The following is an 18,171-nucleotide window of genomic DNA, read 5'->3' on the forward strand; positions in this document are numbered from 1 at the left end:
CAGTCGGTGATCTCCCTGGCTCACCGCTGGACCTCGTCAGGCGACGTCGCGGCGGCCTCCTGGGCGAGTCCGGCCATGGCCAGCGAGGGTGCGGGCAGCGCGGCCCTGTCGAGCTTTCCGCTGGGCAGCAGGGGAAGCCGGTCGAGCACCACGTACACCGACGGCACCATGTGGTCGGGGAGCAGCGCGGCCAGATACGCGCGCAGCTCGGCGGTGGACGGGCGTTGCCTGCCGCGCGGCAGCACGTAGGCGGCCAGCCGGCGTTCGCCCAGGTTGTCGTCGAACGCGATCACCACCGGGTCGATCACCGCCGGGTGCGTCGCCAGCTCCGCCTCGATCTCGCCGGGTTCGACCAGGAACCCGCGGATCTTGATCTGCTGGTCCAGCCTGCCGAGGAACTCGACGTCCCCTCCTGCCAGGAACCGCGCGTGGTCGCCGGTGGCGTACATCCGGCCGCCGGGCTCCGTGCTGTACGGGTCGGGCAGGAACCTGTCCGCCGTCAGCCCCGGCCTGCCCCAGTAACCGCGGCCGGGCCCCGATCCGCCGATGAACAGCTCACCCGGCACGCCGACAGGTGCGGGCCGGCCGTGCTGGTCGAGGATGTAGACGCGGTGGTTGGCGAACGGCCTGCCCCACGGCACGCCTCCCGCGTAGGTGCGGCGCGTCAGGCGGTGGGCGAGGCTGCAGTACGACGCCTCGGTCATGCCGGCCAGGTTCAGCAGCCGGACGCCGGGGACCACCTCCGCGAGCCGGCCGGGCAGCGCGGGTGGCATCCGGTCGCCGCCCAGCCCTGCCACGCGGAGTCGGGCGCCGGGCAGGCCGCCTCGCCGGCAGATGTGCCGGACCAGGGCGTCCAGCAGCGCCGGTGCCGAGCTCCACGCCGTGACCTCCTGGCGCACCAGCAGTTCCAGCAGCTGGTCGAGGTCCGTGGTCTCGGCGTCGCTCGGCACGACGACCGTCGCGCCGGTCGCGAGCGCGCCGAAGATCTCGTGGACCGACATGTCGTAACTCAGCGACGAGACCGCCAGCATGCGGTCCTGCGGCGCGAGGTCGTAGACGTTGTTGACTCCGTGGAGCGTGTTCACGACGCGGGCGTGCTCGTTGGCCGATCCCTTGGGCAGGCCGGTGGAACCCGATGTGTAGATCACGTAGGCGAGGCCGGCCTCGTGCACGTGGACGTCGGGCCGGGTGACGGGCTGATCTTCCGGCCAGTCGGTGTCCAGGCGCACGAACCGGATCGAGTCGCCGAAGTCCTCGATCTTGACCGAGGAGTGCGTCAGGATCACCGGCACGTTCGCGTCCTGGGCCATGTGCGCCACTCGGGACCGCGGGTAGCCGGGGTCGAGAGGCACGTATCCCGCACCCGCCTTGAGGATGCCGAGCGCCGCGACGATCATCAGCTCCGACCGCGGCAGCGAGATCCCGACCAGCTGCTCGGACCCGACTCCGAGGTCGAGCAGGTGGTGCGCCAGCTGGTTGGCGCGCGCGTCCAGTTCGGCGTACGTGAGCACGTGCCGGCCGGACACGACAGCGGTGGCGTCCGGAGTCCGGTCCGCCCACTGCTCGAACATCCCGTGCAGGGTCAGCGGGCCCTCGAACGGCGTGGTCGAGCCGCTGAGTTCCCGGGTGATCCAGGCGCTCTCGGCCTGCGTGATCAACGGCAGTGCCGACACGGGTTCGCCGGGCCGGGACACCCCGTGCCGCAGCAGCAGGACGAACGCGTCGGCCATCCTGGCCGCGGTGTCGCGGGCGAACAGGTCGGTGCTGAACTCCAGGCGCCCGTCGATGCCGCCGTCCGCGCCGGGCACGAGGTCCAGCGACAGGTCGAACCTCGTGGACACCGAACGGACCGGCAGTTCCTCGATGATCAGCCCACCGGCCTTCACGGGTGCCGGCGCCGCCGGGTGCAGCGTCAGCATCACCTGGACCAGCGGGGAGAGGCCGTCGGTGCGGTCGGCGCCGACGTCGGTGACCATCCGGTCGAACGGGTAGTCCTGGTTGGCACGGGCCGCGGTGCACGTCTGGTGGGCGGCCGCGACCAGGTCCGCGAACGCCGGATCACCGGACAGGTCCAGGCGCAGGGGCAGGACGTTCACCAGGAACCCGACCATCGGCTCGGTCCCGGCCGCGGACCGGCCGGGGACGGGGGAGCCGATCACCACCGCGTCCTGGCCGCTCCACCGCGACAGCAACGCGGCGAACGCGGCCAGCAGCACCGTGAACCGGGTCGTCCCTGCCTCGGCCGCCACGCCGCGGACGGACGCGACGAGGTCCGATGGCAGTCGGAAGGGTGTGGCGTCACCGCGCGAAGTCCGTGCGGCGGAACGGGCCTTGTCCGTCGGCAGCAGCAGTTCGCCCGCGCCCGCCAGCGCCGTCCGCCAGTGTTCTCGCTGAGCGTCCAGCTCACCGCGGTCGAGCCGGGCACGGTGCCACACCGCGACATCGCCGTACTGGACCGGCAGCTCCGGCAGCGGGGACGGCCGGCCGTCGCGGAAGGCTTGGTACAACGCGGTCAGCTCGGCGCGGATCACGCCGATCGACCAGCCGTCGCACGCGACGTGGTGCACCCTGAGCAACAGGACGTGGGCGCGGTCGTCGACGCGCAGCAGGCTCGCCCGCACCATCGGAGCGGTCGCCAGGTCGAACGCGGTGGCGGCCTCGCGGCGGCCGGCGTCGTCGATCGCCCGCTCGATGTCCGGTGCGTCCCTGATGTCCCGCACCGGCAACGGCACGGGCGCCGGCGGGCTCACCACCTGGTGGGGCGTGCCGGCCCGCTCGACGATGTTGGTCCGCAGCACCTCGTGCCGCCGCACGATCTCGTCCAGGCACCGGCTCAGGACTGCGATGTCGAGGTCGCCGGTGAACCGCACCGCGCCCGCGACCACGTGCGCCGGAGAGCCGGGGTCCACCTGATCGAGGAACCAGAGCCGTTCCTGCGCCGGCGAACACGGCAGCCGTCCGTCGCCGCGGTCGGCTCGCGGCACCCGGTGTCGCGATGACGGTGCGGCCGTCCGAATGTCTACTGTGGACTCAGCGTGCATGCGGCCGCCCTCCGACGTTCGGACCCGAGCATCGTGGCCGGGACGTGGCGTCCTCAAGTCAGGGACATGCCTGACTTATCCCGCCCGTGCGGCCCGGGAGAACGTGAGAATCCCAGGAAGGAGCGACATGATCATCGCCTTGTGGGCGGCCCCGCGATCCCGGTCGACCGCGCTTTTCCGTTCGATGGTCGAGCACGGCGGGCTCCTCGCCCTGCACGAGCCGTTCTGCAACATCTCCGACTACGGCTCCACCACCGTCGGCTCCCGCGAGGTGCACACCCACGCGGAACTGATCGCGGCGATCCGCGAGCTGTCCGCGACCCGCACGGTGTACTTCAAGGACACCACGGATCTCCGGTACGACGCGGTGCTGGCCGACCGCGGGTTCCTGGCCGAGGTGCGGCACACGTTCCTGATCCGCCGCCCCGACGAGATCGCGGCGTCGTTCTACGCGCTCAAGCCGGACATGGTGTGCTCGGACATCGGCCTCGAAGGCCTGTACGAGATGTACCAGGCCGTGCTCGCCGCGGGCGGGCGGACGCCCGTGGTGCTCGACGCCGCGGACGTGGTCGACGCGCCGGCGGAGATGCTCCGGGAGTACTGCGACCGCGTGGGGATCGCCTACCGCGCCTCGGCGACCACCTGGTCCTCCGGGGAGCGTGCCGAATGGGCGCAGTCCGCCCGCTGGCACAAGGGGGTCAGCGAAAGCACGGGATTCACCGCCACGTCGACGACGTACGCGGACACGGTGGACAACAACGAGACGCTTGCGGCGTTCAGCAGGCACCACGAGCCGTTCTACGAGTTGCTCGCGGCTAACCGCCTAGTGCCATGAGGAGTTCGGCGCGCAGGTCGGTCGCCGTGCCGTACCACTGGGCGTCGACCGCCGAGCGCCGGTAGAACACCTGGGCGTCGCTGCGTTCGGTCATCCCGTAGGCGCCGTGCAGGTGCACCGCCTCCTCCGCGCTCTGCCGGGCGACCGCACCGGCCAGCAACACGGCCCGCGCACCCGCCGCCGGGCTCGGCTCCGTGCCGATCAGCGCGAGGACGGCTTCGGCCTCGGCGTACAGCGCCGCCAGCCGGTACGCGAGTGCGGTGTTCTTCGCCAGAGGCTGGCCGAACGCCTTGCGCTCCTTCAGGTGCTCCGCGGTCAGCCGGATCGCGGCCTTGGCCGAGCCGGCGAGGTACGCGGCGTGCCGCATCCTGGCCCGCGCCAGCACTCCCGGGTAGTCGGCGGTGACGTCCTTGAGCTGAGCCGCCGCGTCCTGGATCTCGACGGTGTACAGGTCGCCGCGGCCGATGTCGTCCTGCCGGGACGTCCGCACGCCGGGCTGCTGTACGGCCACGAGTGCGGCCGTGTTCCCGCCGACGACGAGCAGATCGTCCACTTCGGACGCGAAAGCGACGAACCTCCGCACCGCGGTGACCCTGCCGTCCCGAACGGAGATGGGTGCGGGGGCGGCAGGGTTGTCGGTGCCCTTCTCCCTCAGGGCCAGAGCGACAGTGCGGCCAGGGGATGCGGGGAAGATCTCCGCGGCGGCCACGGTGTCCAGGAACGGGCTCTGGTACAGCGCGGCACCCATCAGCTCCGCGGCCCGCAGCACCTCCACTGTGGACTGTTCGGACTCGGTGAGCGCGGCCAGCACCTGCCGCCGGGCCTCCTCGTTCACCGGCGTGCTGTCGCCGCGCTGCCGTTCGCCCAGCCGGCGCAGCAGCGGGACGGTCTCGTCGTCGAACAGATCGCTCAGCGTCACAGCAGCCCCAGTTCACCGGTCGCGATGAGGTACAGCATGACTTCGGAGGTGCCGGAGGCGAGGCGGAGACTCGGCCCTGTCCGGTAGGCCGACTCGATGATCCCGTCCGCGGGTGCGGCACCGTCCCAGGAGGTCAGCACGGAGTCGAGGCCGTCGATCTCGGCCGCGGCCCGCAGGATCGGCCGGAACTGCTCGGAGGCGTACCACTTGGCCATGGCCGAGCCACCCGGTGCCGGCCGGTTCTCGGCGAGGTTGCGCACCTGCTGCCACGCCAGTGCGTGCGCCGCTGCCAGCCGCGCGTCGAGCTCGGCCAGTTCCGGCGACAGACGACCGGTGGCGCGTGCCCGCCCGATGACCGCGTCGAGCAGCACCCGCGCCTTGGCGTGGAAGTCGATGCCGGTGCGTTCCAGCAGCAGCAACGAGTTCATCAGGGTCCAGCCGTCGTGCAGTTCGCCGACAACGGAGTCCTCGGTGAGCAGCAGGCCGTCGATCGCGACCTGCGTGAACCGGTCGTTGCCCATCGACGGGACCACGGACACGTGCACGCCCGCGGACTTCAGGGGTACGAGGAACAGCGTGATGCCGTCCATCCCGACACCGCTGGAGCGGGTGCGTGCCGCGCACAGGGCCATGTCGGCGAACTGGGACTTCTGGTTGTAGATCTTCGTGCCGTACAGCCGCCAGCCGTCGCCGTCCTGCCGCGCCTCGGTCCGCAGCGCGGCGAGGTCCGAGCCGCACGAGGGCTCGGTGAACAGCACGGTGGCCATCCGGGTCCCGTTCGCCAGCGCGGGCAGGTGTTCCCGCTTCTGGGCCTCCGAACCGCTGTGCAGCAGGAAAGTACCGACGATGCCGATGCTCAGGGTGTGCAGGTCGTCCGGGACGCCCGCGTACAGCATCTCCTCGGTGAGCGCCGCCGCCTCGGCGGGTCCGAGGCCGAGGCCGCCGTACCGCTCCGGCCAGTGCGGGGCGAGCCAGCCGCGTTCGCCCAGCCAGGAGTAGACCGGAAGGCGGCCGGTTTCCGCGGTGGGTGGCAGAGCGCGCATCTCGGCGACCGCGTCCTGCACCCGTGGGGAGGCGAGGAAAGCGCGGACCTCTTCGCGGAAGTTCATGACGACTGCCGGTCGACGGCGGCCAGCAACTCGGCCAGCTCGTCCGGGGAGGCGGCCTCCAGCTCCCGTTCCTCCACCAGTGACGCGAGATCGCCGAGCGTGGCGTGCAGGAAGAAGTCGCGCAGCTCCAGCCGGACCCCGAAGTTCTCCAGGATCCTGGTGGCCACCTGGGTGATCTTCAGCGACGTGCCGCCGATCGAGAAGAAGTTGTCCTGCACCGTGATCGAGTCCGTGCCGAGCAGCTCCTGCCAGATCTCGGCGAGCGCGATCTCGGTGGCCGTCGTCGGCGGCGACGCGACCGGAAGAGCCGCTCCGGGCTTGGGCAGCTGGTTGCGGTCGAGCTTGCCGCTCGCCGCGCGAGGCAGCGACGGCAGCACGATGAACGTCGACGGCACCAGGTAGACCGGCAGCGACCTGGCCAGCTCTGCCCGCAACCCGGACGTGTCGACCTCCGCGCCGGAGGCACCCGCGACGTACGCCACGAGCTGGGCGTCGCTGCCGCTCCCGGACACCACCACGGCCGCGTCCTCGATCCGCGGCAACGCCAGGACGGCGTGCTCGATCTCGGCGGGCTCGACCCGCAGGCCGCGGATCTTGACCTGGTTGTCGATCCGGCCGACGAACTCGATGTTGCCGTCCGCGCGGCGGCGAACCAGGTCTCCGGTGCGGTACAGCCGGCCGCCAGACGTGCCGAACGGGTCCGGCACGAACTTCTCCGCGGTCAGGTCCGGCCGGCCCGCGTACCCGCGCGCCACACCCACACCACCGATCAGCAGCTCACCCGGCACGCCGACCGGCACCGGCTCCCCGAACCGGTCGACGACGTACGCCTGGTAGTTCGCCATCGGCACGCCGATCGGCGGCATCGCGTCGTGGTGCTCGTGCGGGCAGAGGTAGTCGACGCACGCCACCGTCGCCTCGGTGGGGCCGTACCCGTTGTGGAACATCCGGTTCCCGGTGTTCCAGGTGTTGACCAGCTCACCGGGGAACGACTCCAGGCCGACGAACAACGCCCGCAGGTCCGGCAGCGCGGCCGGGTCGAGCAGGCGCAGCACGGCCGGCGGCAGGTCGGTGACGGTGACCTTCTCGGACCGCATCAGCTCCGTCAGCCGCGCCGGGTCCAGCAGGTCCGCGCGGGGTGCCTGGACGAGCGTCGCGCCGCTGCACAGCGCGCCGAAGAAGTCGAAGAGACTCACGTCGAACGCCGGATTGGCGAACTGCAGCACGCGATCGCCGACGTCCAGGCCGAACAGCTCGATCACCGCGGGGGTGAAGCCCGCGATCGACCGGTGGGAGACCTGCACGCCCTTCGGCCGCCCGGTGGAGCCGGACGTGAAGATCACGTACGCGAGGTTGTCCTGGTGCACGGGGAAGTCCGGCCGCGAGTGCTCCCGCGCCGCGACGGCCGGATCGTCCAGGCACACCGCCCGCACACCCTCCGGCACGCCCCCGGCCAGATCCGCGGTCGTGACGACCACGGTCGCGCCGGCGTCGCCGAGCACGAGCTCACGCCGGGCGACGGGATGGTCGGGATCCAGCGGCAGGTACGCCCCGCCCGCCTTCAGGATGCCGAGGAACGCGGCCGGCAGCTCGGGGCCCCGCTCCAGCAGCACGCCGACGACCGTCTCCGGGCCGACTCCGAGCGAGGACAGGTGCCGGGCGAGCCGGTTGGCCCGTTCGTCGAGTTCCTGGTACGTCAGGGAAACACCGGCGAACCTGGACGCGACAGCGGTCGGTGCTCTGTCCACAACGGACTCGAACAGGTGGTGCAGGCAGCGCTCCGGCGGGCCGTACGACCTCTCCGTCCGGTTGGCGTCGACCACCACCTCGTCGTACTCGGCGTCCGTGAGCAGCCTCAGCCGGCCCAGCCGCAGCTCGGGATCGTCGAGGAACTGTTCGAGCGCGCGGTGGTAGTGCGCGAACAGGCGCTGGATCCGGGCGCGGTCGAACAGTTCGGTGGAGTACTCCGCCCACAGCCGCAGGCCGCTCCCGGCCACCTGGGTCACCTGGAACGCCAGGTCGAACCGGGCGGTGCCGATGTCGGGCGAGTACACCTCGGCGGTCAGGTCGCCGACCGTCGCGGACTCCGCGGACGCCTGCTGGAGGGTGAACGACACCTGGAACAGCGGGTTGCGGCTCGGGTCGCGCTCAGGACTCAGCTCGTCGACCAGCCGGCCGAAGGGCAGGTCCTGGTTGAGGTGCGCGTCGATCACGGTCCTGCCCGTGCGTGCCACCAGTTCCCGGAACGTCGGGTTTCCCGCGGTGGACGTGCGCAGCACCAGGGTGTTGGCGAAGAAGCCGATCAGCGGCTCGACCTCGGGCCGGGTGCGGCCGGAGAAGATCGAGCCCACCACGACGTCGTCCTGGCCGCTGTAGCGGGACATCACGGCGGTGAACGCGGCGAACGCGACGGTCAGCACGGTGGCCCGCTCGGTGACGGCGAACGAGGCCAGCTTGTGCGCCAGCGACTCCGGCAGCAACGCCTCTTCGATCGAGCCCGCCTGCGTGCGTTGCGCGGGCCGCGGCCGGTCCGTCGGCAGGTCGAGCGTGGGCAGGTCGTGCAACTGCTCGCGCCAGTACCGCAGCTGGTCCTGCGGCGCCTCGCCGGCCAGCCAGTCCCGTTGCCAGACCGCGTAGTCGGCGAACTGCACGGCGAGCGGGACGGCATCGACGGGCGCGCCGATCGCCCGCTGGTAGCTCGTGATCAGCTCGCGCAGGATGATGTCGACGGACCAGCCGTCCGTGGCGATGTGGTGCATGGCCAGCACCAGGACGTACTCCGCGGCGGTCACCCGGCCCAGCGCCGGCCGGCACACCGGGCCGGTGCTCAGGTCGAACGGCTCCCGCACGAGCGCTTCGACGTACGAAGGCACGTCGGCGGCGGAGATGTCCGTGACCGGGAGTGGGACGCGTTCGGGGGCGGGCTCGACCTCCTGGTACGGGACGCCGTTCTCGCTCGGGTAGCGCGTGCGCAGGATCTCGTGCCTGGTGACGACTTCGGTGAGCGCGCGTTGGAGCGCCTCCACGTCCAGGTCGGCCTTGAGCCGCAGCACCATCGGCGCGTTGTAGACCGGCTGGCCCTGCGACCACTGGTCGAGGAACCAGAGCCGCTGCTGGGCGAACGACAGCGGCAGCCGCCGGTCCCGTGCGGCGGGCTCTATCCGGGTGCCGCCTCCGTGGCTCGCGGTGTGCTGCCGGTTGCGCAAGGCCAGTACCGCCTTGCGCGCTTCAGCGAGTCCACTCGCCGCCGGTCGGGATGGCGGATTCGGCATGCTCGGCTCCTCGGCTGCGCGACAGACCAGCCTCCACCCTGTCCAGCCCGCCGGGGTGCGACGAGTCCGGCAATACCCCGACAGGCCTGGCGCACCCCTGTCGTGTCACGGTCCAGGGGGAGGTGTGGTGTGTCCACAACAGACACTCTGGTCGTCGCGCAGGTCGTCGCGCTCACCGATCGGCTGGCCGCCGACGTCGCCGCCGTGACCAGGCACGCCTACCGGGCCGGGGATCTGGTGCCGGGCCTGCCGGTCGCCGACGGCGCCAGGGAGACCGCGGACAGCGTGCGGGCCGACCTGGCCGCCGGACACCACCTGTGGACCGCGACGGCCGGTGGCCGCGTCGTCGGCGCGGTTCGCGCGCACAGCAGGGACTGGGTGGTGCGCCGGCTCGCCGTGTCGCCTGACGCCCGCCGGTTCGGCGTGGGCAGGCGGCTGCTGCGTGCGCTCGAAGCCGCCGCACGTGCGGCCGGAGCGTCACGGGTGGTGCTCGACGCGGTGGTCGAACGCGGCAACCCGGCGTTCTACGCCCGCGCGGGCTACCGGACGGTGCACCACTTTCCCGCCGACGACAAGCCGTTGTCCGAAGTGCACATGGAACTCCTGCTGGGCGAGCCGGTGCGAGCCCGTGACTACCCGGAGTTCGACCCCACACCGGGAACGGTCCGGTCCTGGTGGTCCGCGGACGGCGGCACGGTGTGCGTCACATCGCCCGCGCCCGACGGGGTCTCCGCCGAGGTGCGGCGACACCGTCACCTGGGTGTGTTGCGGGGCGTGGACTGGGCTCCGCTCTCGGATGCCCGGCCGCAGCGGCGCAGCTGGCCGCTGCCCGCCGCCGTGATCGGCTCGTTCGCCCAGCCCCGGCTGGACGAGCCGGAGTTCCTGGCGTGGTGGCGGGTAGGGGAATCCCCCGACTGGCCGACCCCTCCACCGGGTGGACAGGCTGCCTGAGTGTGGCCACGGAGCTTCGAGGAGCGCGATGCACGAGAGCACTGAGGAGCGGCTGGGCAAGCTGACAGCCGAGCAGCGTGCGGCACTCGTGGCCGAACTCCGGTCCAGGCGTGCGGCCGAACGCGAGACCGGCCGGATACCCGCTGTGGGCCGGGACGAGCCGTTGCCGTTGTCGTTCGCGCAGCAGCGGTTGTGGTTCATGCACCAGTGGGCGGACGGCAAGCCCATCTACAACACGCCGATGGCCATGCGCCTGCGCGGTGAGCTCGACGTGACCTTGTTGCGGCAGGCGATCTCCGCTCTGGTCGCGCGGCACGAGAGCCTGCGCACGCGCTACGTCAACACGCCCGGCGGCCCGCGCCAGATCATCGGCCCGCCTGCCGCGGACCTGCTCACCGTGTCGGACCTGCGGCCGTTCGAGGACCGTGAACGCCGCGCCGCCGACCTGCTGACCACGGCGGGGCGCCGCCGCTTCGACCTGGAGCGCGACCCGTTGCTGCGGGCGGACCTCGTGCGGCTGGCGGCCGACGAACACCTGCTCGTCCTCGCCCTGCACCACATCGCCACCGACGCCTGGTCCACCCAGATCCTCACCGGGGAACTGATCGAGCTCTACAGCGCCGCTCGCGAGGGCCGGCCCGCCGTGCTGCCTGATCTGCCGATCCAGTACGCCGACTACGCCGCATGGCAACACGGCGCTCAGGCCGCCGCGTCGCGCGAGTCGTCGATGGCGTACTGGCGAGAGGCCCTGGCAGGCCTGGAGACGCTGCGGTTCCCGGCCGATCGGCCGCGACCGGCCGCTCCGAGCTGGGCGGGCGACACCGTGCAGCACGTTCTGCCCGCCCGGTTGCACCGTGAGCTCCAGGCCCTGGGCGGCCCCGAACCGACCAGGGTGCTTCCCCTGGCGCTGGCGGCACTGGCCGCGGTGTCGGGCCGGTACACCGGGCAGGACGACATCGTCGCCGGAACGGCGTTCTCCGGCCGCACCCGGCCGGAGCTGGAGCAGCTGATCGGCTACTTCGCCAACACGGTCGTGCTGCGGATGTCCACCGCGGGCGACCCGAACTTCCGGGAGCTGCTGGCGCGGGCCAAGGACACCGTCTACTCCGCGCACCCGCACCAGGACGTGCCGTTCGACCAGCTGGTCAACGAGCTGCGGCCCGACTGGGACGCGGGCGCCAACCCGTTGTTCCAGGTGGCGTTGCTGCAGGTCGACGAGCAGCTCAAGGCGGCGCGGATGGGGGACGTGGAAGTCGAGGGCGTCGCGCTGCACACCGGCACCGCGCGCTTCGACATGACCCTCAGCGTCGCCGAGCGGTCCGCAGGAGGCGTCGAGCTGGGCCTGGAGTACGCGACCGAGCTGTTCGACCGCGACCGGATGCAGCGCTTCCTGCAGCACACCCGCCAGCTCCTGGAGTCCGCGGTCGCCCGCCCGGACGCGCGTCTGTCCGAACTGGACCTCCTGCCACTGGCGGAACGCGTGCGGCTGACCGTGCACTGGAACGACACCGAGGTGCCGGTCGCCCTGGAGACCGTCGACGAGGCTTTCGACGCCCAGGCCGAACGCACCCCGGACGCGATCGCCGTGGTGAGCGGGGAAGTCTCGCTGACGTACGCGCAACTGCAGCGCCGGGCGAACCAGGTCGCGCACCGGTTGATCTCCGTCGGCGTCAGGCCCGGCAACCTGGTCGGGGTCGCGGTGGGACGGTCGGCGGACACCGTCGCCGCCTTGCTCGGCGTGCTCAAGTCCGGTGCGGCGTACGTGCCACTGGACCCGAGGTACCCGGCCGCACGCCTCGGGTTCGTCCTCGAGGACGCGGCACCGGCGGCGGTCCTCGTCGACGCGGACAGCAGGGCCGCGATGGCGGAGCACGGCGTCACGCTGATCGACGTCGCGGACGTGGACGGCGAACCGGCCACCGCGCCCGAGGTCGCGGTGACGCCGGAGATGCTGTCGTACGTCTGCTACACCTCGGGCTCGACCGGGCAGCCCAAGGGCGTGATGGTCGACCACCGCAAGGTGATCACCCTGTACGCCGAGCTGGACCGCCGGATCGGAACCGACGAGCCCGGCGTGTGGCTGGCGGTCAGCAGCATCTCGTTCGACATCTCCGTGGTCGAGCTGCTGTGGACGCTGGCCAGGGGCTTCACCGTCGTGGTCGCCGAGGCGAACACGGACACCATGCTGGGCACCGCGCGGCCCGCGAGGAAGCTCGACTTCGGCCTGTTCTACTTCGCGAGCGACGACTCGAGCGCACCCGGCAGCGAGCGTTACCGGCTCCTGCTGGAAGGCGCGAAGTACGCCGACCGCAACGGTTTCAGCTCGGTCTGGACACCGGAACGGCACTTCCACGCGTTCGGCGGGCTGTACCCGGCGCCCTCGGTCGCGGCGGCGGCACTGGCCGTGGTGACCGACCGGATCTCGATCCGCGCGGGCAGTGTGGTGCTGCCGTTGCACAACCCGGTGCGCGTGGCCGAGGAATGGTCCGTTGTGGACAATCTGTCCGACGGACGCGTGGGCATGTCGGTCGCGTCCGGCTGGCATCGCAACGACTTCGTGTTCGCGCCGGACAACTACGCCGAACGCAAGAAGATCATGCTGGAGAGCGTCGAGACCGTGCGGTCGTTGTGGCGCGGGGAAAACGTCCACCTGCCCGCCGGCGAAGGCGCCGACGTCGAGGTCCGCCTCCGGCCGGCTCCCGTGCAGTCCGAGCTGCCGATGTGGCTCAGTGCCGCGGGCAGCCCGGAGACGTTCCGGGCGGCCGGGCACGCCGGCCTCGGCCTGCTGACGCACATGCTCGGCCAGGACCTGGAAGCGCTCGCCGAGAAGATCGCCGTCTACCGGGAGGCCTGGCGGGAACGCCACGGCGCCGACGGTGGGCACGTGGCGTTGATGCTGCACACGTTCATCGACCCGGACGGCGACCGCGCGCTGAGTGTGGCGCGCGACCCGTTCATCCAGTACCTGAGCACGTCGCTGGACCTGTTGCGCGGCCTGGCCAAGCAGATGGGCCTGGAGTTCGAGACGCTCGGCGAGGACGACCGGCTGGCGCTGCTGGAGCACGCCGCCGACCGGTACATGGACTCCGGTGGCCTGTTCGGCACGCCGGAGCAGTGCGTGCGGTTCGCGGAGCGGCTCGCGGAGCTGGGCGTCGACGAGATCGCCTGCCTGATCGACTTCGGAGTCGGGACCGACGACGTCCTCGCGTCCTTGCCGCACGTCGACACCGTCCGCCGGGCTTTCACCGGCGCCAAGCGGGACGCCGGTCTCGCGGCGCAGATCCGCGCGCACGGCGTGTCCCACCTGCAGTGCACTCCCACGCTCGCGGGGCTGCTCGCCGGGGACGCGGACGCGGCGGAAGCCCTGGGGTCGTTGAAGGTGCTCTTCGTCGGCGGTGAGGCGCTGACCGGCGACCTGGCCCGCAGGCTGGGCGAGATCACCCCCGCCGAGCTGCACAACATGTACGGCCCGACGGAGACCACCGTGTGGTCGACCGCGGACCGCGTCGCGGGCGAGGTGACCATCGGCACGCCGCTGGCGAACGAGACCGCCTACGTCCTCGACCGCCGGCTGCAGCCGCAACCCGTCGGCGTGGCAGGGGAGTTGTTCATCGGCGGGGACGGCGTCACGGCCGGGTACCACCGCAGGCCCGGCCTCACCGCTGACCGGTTCGTCCCGGATCCCTTCGCCGGTGGGGGCAAGCGCCTCTACCGGACGGGCGATCTGGCCAGGTGGCGTGGTGACGGCAGGCTGGAGTTCCTCGGCCGGGTGGACGACCAGGTCAAGATCCGGGGACATAGGCTGGAGCTCGGCGAGATCGAGGCCGCGCTGCTCGGCCATCCGGAGGTCCGCTCGGCCGCCGTCGCCGCCTGGGGCGAGCCCGGTCGCCATTACCTCGCGGCCTATCTCGTGCCCGAGAGCGGCACGCGGCCGGGCGACGCGGACCTGCGGCGGCATCTGCGCGACGTGCTGCCGGAGCACATGGTTCCGGCGCGATACACCTGGCTCGACGCGTTCCCCTTGACGCCCAACGGGAAGGTCGACCGCAAGAGGCTGCCCGAACCGGGCGCGGCCGCCCAGGACGTGCGGTACGAGCCGCCTGCCACGCCGGCGGAGGAGATCCTCGCCGAGATCTGGCAGGAGGTGCTCGGCACGGGACCGGTCGGCGTGCTGACCGGGTTCTTCGACCTCGGCGGCAACTCGATCTCCGTGGTCCTGGTGGTGGACAAGGCGAACCGGCGTGGTGTGCCGATCACGGCGCGCCAGCTGTTCCAGCACCAGACGATCCGTGAGCTCTGCGGAGTCGTCACCGCCGGGGACGCCCTTGCCGGAGCCGGATCGATCGTGACGCTGAACGAGTCCGGCACGTCGGCACCGTTGATCTGCCTGCACGCGAGTACCGGGTCCTCGTTGCCGTACGTGCCGTTGAGCAAGCACCTGGGCGACCGGCCGTGCTACGCCATCGAGCTGCCCGAGGACGCCCGGCGGGACGTGCCGGAACTGGCGCGCCGGTACGCGGCGGTGATCCGGCAGCGGTGGCCGGAAGGCCCGTACCACCTCGTCGGGTGGTCGCTGGGCGGGAGTCTGGCCGTGGCGGTCGCCGCCGAGCTCGGTGACGTCCGGCTGCTCGCCCTGCTCGACACGGTCGCGCCCGAGGTCCCCGGCATCCCGGTCCCGCTGCCGCTCGCGGTGGACGGGTTCGTGCGCAGCGTGGCCGGGGCGTCGGGCCTCGACGTGACGCTGGACGTCGCCGAGCTGAGCGCTCTCGAACCCGGCGCCCAGTACGAGAAGGCGCTGGACTCCCTGGCGGCGGCCGGGTTGCTGCCGGACGGGCAACGCGACGAGATGCTGGCCAGGGCGAAGACGTTCGTGGACCTGACCACGGCCGTGTCGGTGTGGCAGCCCGCGCGCCACCGCGGTGTCGTGGACCTCCTGGTCCCTGATGACTCCAGCACCACTGCGGCAGGCTGGGAGTCCTTTGTGGACGGCGAGGTCCGGGTCACGGCCGTGCGGGGCGACCACTTCAGCATGATGCAGCCCGCCAACGCTGGTGAGCTGGCGGCGGTCCTGCGTTCGCTGGCAGTACTGCGTGAAACCGAGATGGAGGTTGGAAATGCGTGACGAGGACGAGGACGACATCCGCTACACCGTGGTGGTCAACCACGAGGAGCAGTACTCGATCTGGCCGACGTACCGCGAGGTGCCGTCGGGGTGGCGCGAAGTCGGCGTGACCGGGACCAAGAGCGAGTGCCTCTCGCACGTCGAGACCGTCTGGACGGACATGCGGCCGTTGAGCCTGCGTCGCGCGATGGGTGCGTAGTGGCCGTCACGGAGGACTACGTGCTGTCGCACCTGGACGCGGTCGAAGCCGAGGCGGTGCACGTCCTGCGCGAGGTGGTCGCGACCGTCGAGCGGCCGGCACTGCTGTTCTCCGGCGGCAAGGACTCCATGGTGATGCTGCACGTGGCGGCGAAGGCGTTCTGGCCGGCGCCGGTGCCGTTCCCCCTGGTGCACATCGACACCGGGCACAACTTCGACGAGGTGATCGAGTTCCGCGACCGGGTCGTGCGCCGGACCGGCGTGCGACTGGTCGTGGGCAGGGTCCAGGACGACATCGACGCGGGCCGCGTGACCGAGGATCCCAGTGGTCGCAACCGCCTGCAGACCACGACCCTGCTGCGGACCATCGCGGAACACAGGTTCGGAGCGGTGTTCGGAGGTGCCCGCCGCGACGAGGAGAAGGCCAGGGCCAAGGAACGCGTCTTCAGCCTGCGCGACGACCACGGCCAGTGGGATCCCCGCAACCAGCGGCCCGAGCTGTGGAACCTCTACAACGGCCACCACCGCAGGGGTGAGCACCTGCGGGTGTTCCCGCTGTCGAACTGGACCGAGCTGGACATCTGGTCCTACATCGCACGTGAGCGCATGGACCTGCCGTCGATCTACTACGCCCACCGCCGCACGGTGGTCGAGCGCGACGGAATGTTGCTGGCACAGACCAGGTTCCTGCACCCGGTGACGGGAGAGGAACCGTACGAGGCCACCGTCCGCTTCCGCACGGTCGGCGACGCCACCTGCACCGGTTGCGTGGAGTCCACAGCGGACACACCGGCCGCGGTGGTCGCGGAGACCGAGGTCACGCGCGTGACCGAACGCGGCGCGACCAGGGCCGACGACCGGATCTCCGAAGCAGGCATGGAGGACCGCAAACGGGAAGGGTACTTCTGATGGAGCCCCAGCTGTTGCGCCTGGCCACGGCGGGCAGTGTGGACGACGGCAAGTCGACGCTGATCGGACGGCTGCTCTACGACGCGAAAGCGATCTTCGCCGACCAGTTGGCGTCGATCGAGCGCGCCAGCGAGGCCCGTGGCGCGGCCGTGGACCTGGCGCTGCTGACCGACGGACTGCGCGCCGAACGCGAGCAGGGCATCACCATCGACGTGGCCTACCGGCACTTCGCCACGCCGCGGCGCCGGTTCATCATCGCCGACACCCCCGGTCACCTGCAGTACACCCGCAACATGGTCACCGGCGCGTCCACCGCGGACCTCGCGCTGGTCCTGGTGGACGCGCGCAAGGGCCTGCTCGACCAGTCCCGCAGGCACGCGTTCGTCGCGAGTCTGCTGGGCATCCCGCATTTGGTCGTGTGCGTGAACAAGATGGACCTGGTGGACTGGTCGGCCGACCGGTTCGCCGAGATCCGCGCGGAGTTCGAGCAGTTCGCGTCCAGGCTCGACGTCGCGGACGTCACGTTCATCCCGGTCTCGGCGTTGCACGGGGACAACGTCGTGCACCGCGCCACGCAGATGCCTTGGTACGAGGGCACTCCGCTGCTGCACCACCTGGAGAACGTGCACATCGCGTCCGACCGCAACCTCGTCGACGCCCGGCTGCCCGTGCAGTACGTGGTGCGCCACGGTGACTTCCGCGGCTACGCGGGCACCATCGGTGGTGGCACGTTCCGGCCGGGCGACGAGGTCGTAGTGCTGCCATCCGGTGTCACCTCGACGATCTCGGCCATCCACCGGCCCGGCGGCGGATCGTCGCCGTACGCGTTCGCGCCCCAGGCGGTGACCGTGCGGCTGGCCGACGACGTGGACGTGCGCCGCGGTGACATGATCTGCAAGCCCGGCAACCGGCCCGAGATCGGCAGGGACGTCGAGGCCATGGTCTGCTGGCTAGGCGACCGGTCCTCGCTCACGCCAGGCTCTCGGTTGCTCGTTCAGCACACCACGCGCGAGGTTCGCGCGACGGTGCGGACCTTGCGCTACCGGCTGGACATCACCGCCCTGCACCGTGACGAGTCCGCGGAGTCGTTGTCGCTCAACGAGATCGGGCGCGTCACGCTGCACACCCACGCGCCGCTGGCCTACGACGTGTACCGGCACAACCGCGCGACCGGCGGCTTCGTGCTCATCGACGAGGCCACGAACGACACCGTCGGCGCCGGGATGATCCTGCGTCCCGCGGCGCCTTCCGTCGTCTGGCACCGGACCGAGGTGACTCGCGCGACGCCGGGCTGCACGGTGTGGCTGACCGGCCTGTCGGCCGCGGGCAAGTCCACGATCGCCGCGGAGGTCGAGCGCCTGCTGATCGCGGCGGGCCGGCCCGCCTACCTGCTGGACGGCGACAACCTGCGGCACGGACTGAACTCGGACCTGGGCTTCAGCGCCGAGGACAGGGCGGAGAACGTCCGCCGGGTCGGCGAGGTTGCGAGGCTCTTCGCCGACGCCGGTGTGGTCGCGATCGTCGCGCTGATCAGCCCGTACCGCACCGACCGCGACCGGGTGCGGGAAAGGCACGACGAGACCGGGCTGGCGTTCCGGGAAGTGCACGTCGACACCCCTCTCGAGGTGTGCGAGTCGCGTGATCCCAAGGGGATGTACGCGCGGGCTCGCCGAGGCGAGATCACGGGCTTCACCGGCGTGGACGACCCGTACGAGCCTCCGCGGCACCCTGAGCTGGTGCTGCGGCCGGCCGACGGTGACGTCCAGGCGCTCGCCGCCCGAGTGGTGGACCTGCTCAGCTGACGAGGAAGGACGC

Annotated in this window: 10 protein-coding genes; 6 read left to right on the forward strand and 4 right to left on the reverse strand. The window is 71.5% G+C overall.

The window, feature by feature from the left end; all coding sequences use genetic code 11:
* Positions 1–20 precede the first annotated feature (20 nt).
* Positions 21–2,984, reverse strand: coding sequence for an amino acid adenylation domain-containing protein (locus ACIRG5_RS10285; protein ID WP_402902944.1), 2,964 nt, complete (start codon positions 2,982–2,984; stop codon positions 21–23).
* 184 nt (positions 2,985–3,168) lie between these two features.
* On the opposite strand from ACIRG5_RS10285, the gene ACIRG5_RS10290 reads away from it, so the two are divergent.
* The gene (locus tag ACIRG5_RS10290) at positions 3,169–3,876 is read left to right on the forward strand and encodes a sulfotransferase family protein (protein ID WP_402902947.1); all 708 of its coding nucleotides are present in this window, start codon (positions 3,169–3,171) and stop codon (positions 3,874–3,876) included.
* On the opposite strand, the gene ACIRG5_RS10295 is transcribed toward ACIRG5_RS10290, so the two are convergent.
* The 3 genes from ACIRG5_RS10295 to ACIRG5_RS10305 are packed head-to-tail and all read right to left on the reverse strand — an operon-like array spanning position 3,857 to position 9,176.
* Positions 3,857–4,795 carry an acyl-CoA dehydrogenase family protein gene (locus ACIRG5_RS10295; RefSeq protein WP_402902950.1) on the reverse strand — a complete coding sequence of 313 codons (939 nt, stop codon included), beginning with the start codon at positions 4,793–4,795 and terminating at the stop codon, positions 3,857–3,859. The two genes, ACIRG5_RS10290 and ACIRG5_RS10295, sit on opposite strands and share 20 nt — an antisense overlap.
* Positions 4,792–5,904 carry an acyl-CoA dehydrogenase family protein gene (locus ACIRG5_RS10300; protein WP_402902953.1) on the reverse strand — a complete coding sequence of 371 codons (1,113 nt, stop codon included), beginning with the start codon at positions 5,902–5,904 and terminating at the stop codon, positions 4,792–4,794. The genes ACIRG5_RS10295 and ACIRG5_RS10300 overlap by 4 nt, the downstream gene beginning before the upstream one ends.
* A complete protein-coding gene (locus ACIRG5_RS10305) occupies positions 5,901–9,176 on the reverse strand; it encodes an amino acid adenylation domain-containing protein (protein WP_402902956.1) in 3,276 nt (1,091 codons plus the stop codon). The genes ACIRG5_RS10300 and ACIRG5_RS10305 overlap by 4 nt, the downstream gene beginning before the upstream one ends.
* 129 nt (positions 9,177–9,305) lie before the next feature.
* Here ACIRG5_RS10305 and ACIRG5_RS10310 point away from each other — a divergent pair, with 129 nt between their 5' ends.
* From ACIRG5_RS10310 to cysC, 5 genes are read left to right on the forward strand one after another with little or no spacing between them, the layout of a single operon-like run.
* The gene (locus ACIRG5_RS10310) at positions 9,306–10,127 is read left to right on the forward strand and encodes a GNAT family N-acetyltransferase (protein WP_402902959.1); all 822 of its coding nucleotides are present in this window, start codon (positions 9,306–9,308) and stop codon (positions 10,125–10,127) included.
* Positions 10,128–10,155: 28 nt separating this feature from the next.
* On the forward strand, positions 10,156–15,249 hold the full coding sequence (locus tag ACIRG5_RS10315) for a MupA/Atu3671 family FMN-dependent luciferase-like monooxygenase (RefSeq protein ID WP_402902962.1): 5,094 nt from the start codon (positions 10,156–10,158) through the stop codon (positions 15,247–15,249).
* Positions 15,242–15,448: an MbtH family protein gene (locus tag ACIRG5_RS10320; protein ID WP_402902965.1), complete on the forward strand. Its 207-nt coding sequence runs from the start codon at positions 15,242–15,244 to the stop codon at positions 15,446–15,448. The genes ACIRG5_RS10315 and ACIRG5_RS10320 overlap by 8 nt, the downstream gene beginning before the upstream one ends.
* Positions 15,448–16,356, forward strand: a complete 909-nt coding sequence (gene cysD, locus ACIRG5_RS10325; RefSeq protein WP_402902968.1) for a sulfate adenylyltransferase subunit CysD — start codon at positions 15,448–15,450, stop codon at positions 16,354–16,356. The genes ACIRG5_RS10320 and cysD overlap by 1 nt, the downstream gene beginning before the upstream one ends.
* Positions 16,356–18,158, forward strand: coding sequence for an adenylyl-sulfate kinase (cysC, locus tag ACIRG5_RS10330; protein ID WP_402902971.1), 1,803 nt, complete (start codon positions 16,356–16,358; stop codon positions 18,156–18,158). Before cysD ends, cysC begins: the two co-directional genes overlap by 1 nt.
* Positions 18,159–18,171 lie beyond the last annotated feature (13 nt).

Origin of the sequence: Lentzea sp. NPDC102401 (genome assembly GCF_044765805.1) — a bacterium.
Taxonomy (GTDB): Bacteria; Actinomycetota; Actinomycetes; order Mycobacteriales; family Pseudonocardiaceae; genus Lentzea; species Lentzea sokolovensis.

What these genes read in the sequence shown, in the direction of transcription:
- ACIRG5_RS10290 (WP_402902947.1), top strand. Translation starts at nt 3,169, where the DNA reads ATGATCATCGCCTTGTGGGCGGCCCCGCGATCCCGGTCGACCGCGCTT.
- ACIRG5_RS10300 (WP_402902953.1), bottom strand. Translation starts at nt 5,904, where the DNA reads ATGAACTTCCGCGAAGAGGTCCGCGCTTTCCTCGCCTCCCCACGGGTG.
- ACIRG5_RS10305 (WP_402902956.1), bottom strand. Translation starts at nt 9,176, where the DNA reads ATGCCGAATCCGCCATCCCGACCGGCGGCGAGTGGACTCGCTGAAGCG.
- ACIRG5_RS10315 (WP_402902962.1), top strand. Translation starts at nt 10,156, where the DNA reads ATGCACGAGAGCACTGAGGAGCGGCTGGGCAAGCTGACAGCCGAGCAG.
- ACIRG5_RS10320 (WP_402902965.1), top strand. Translation starts at nt 15,242, where the DNA reads ATGCGTGACGAGGACGAGGACGACATCCGCTACACCGTGGTGGTCAAC.
- cysC (WP_402902971.1), top strand. Translation starts at nt 16,356, where the DNA reads ATGGAGCCCCAGCTGTTGCGCCTGGCCACGGCGGGCAGTGTGGACGAC.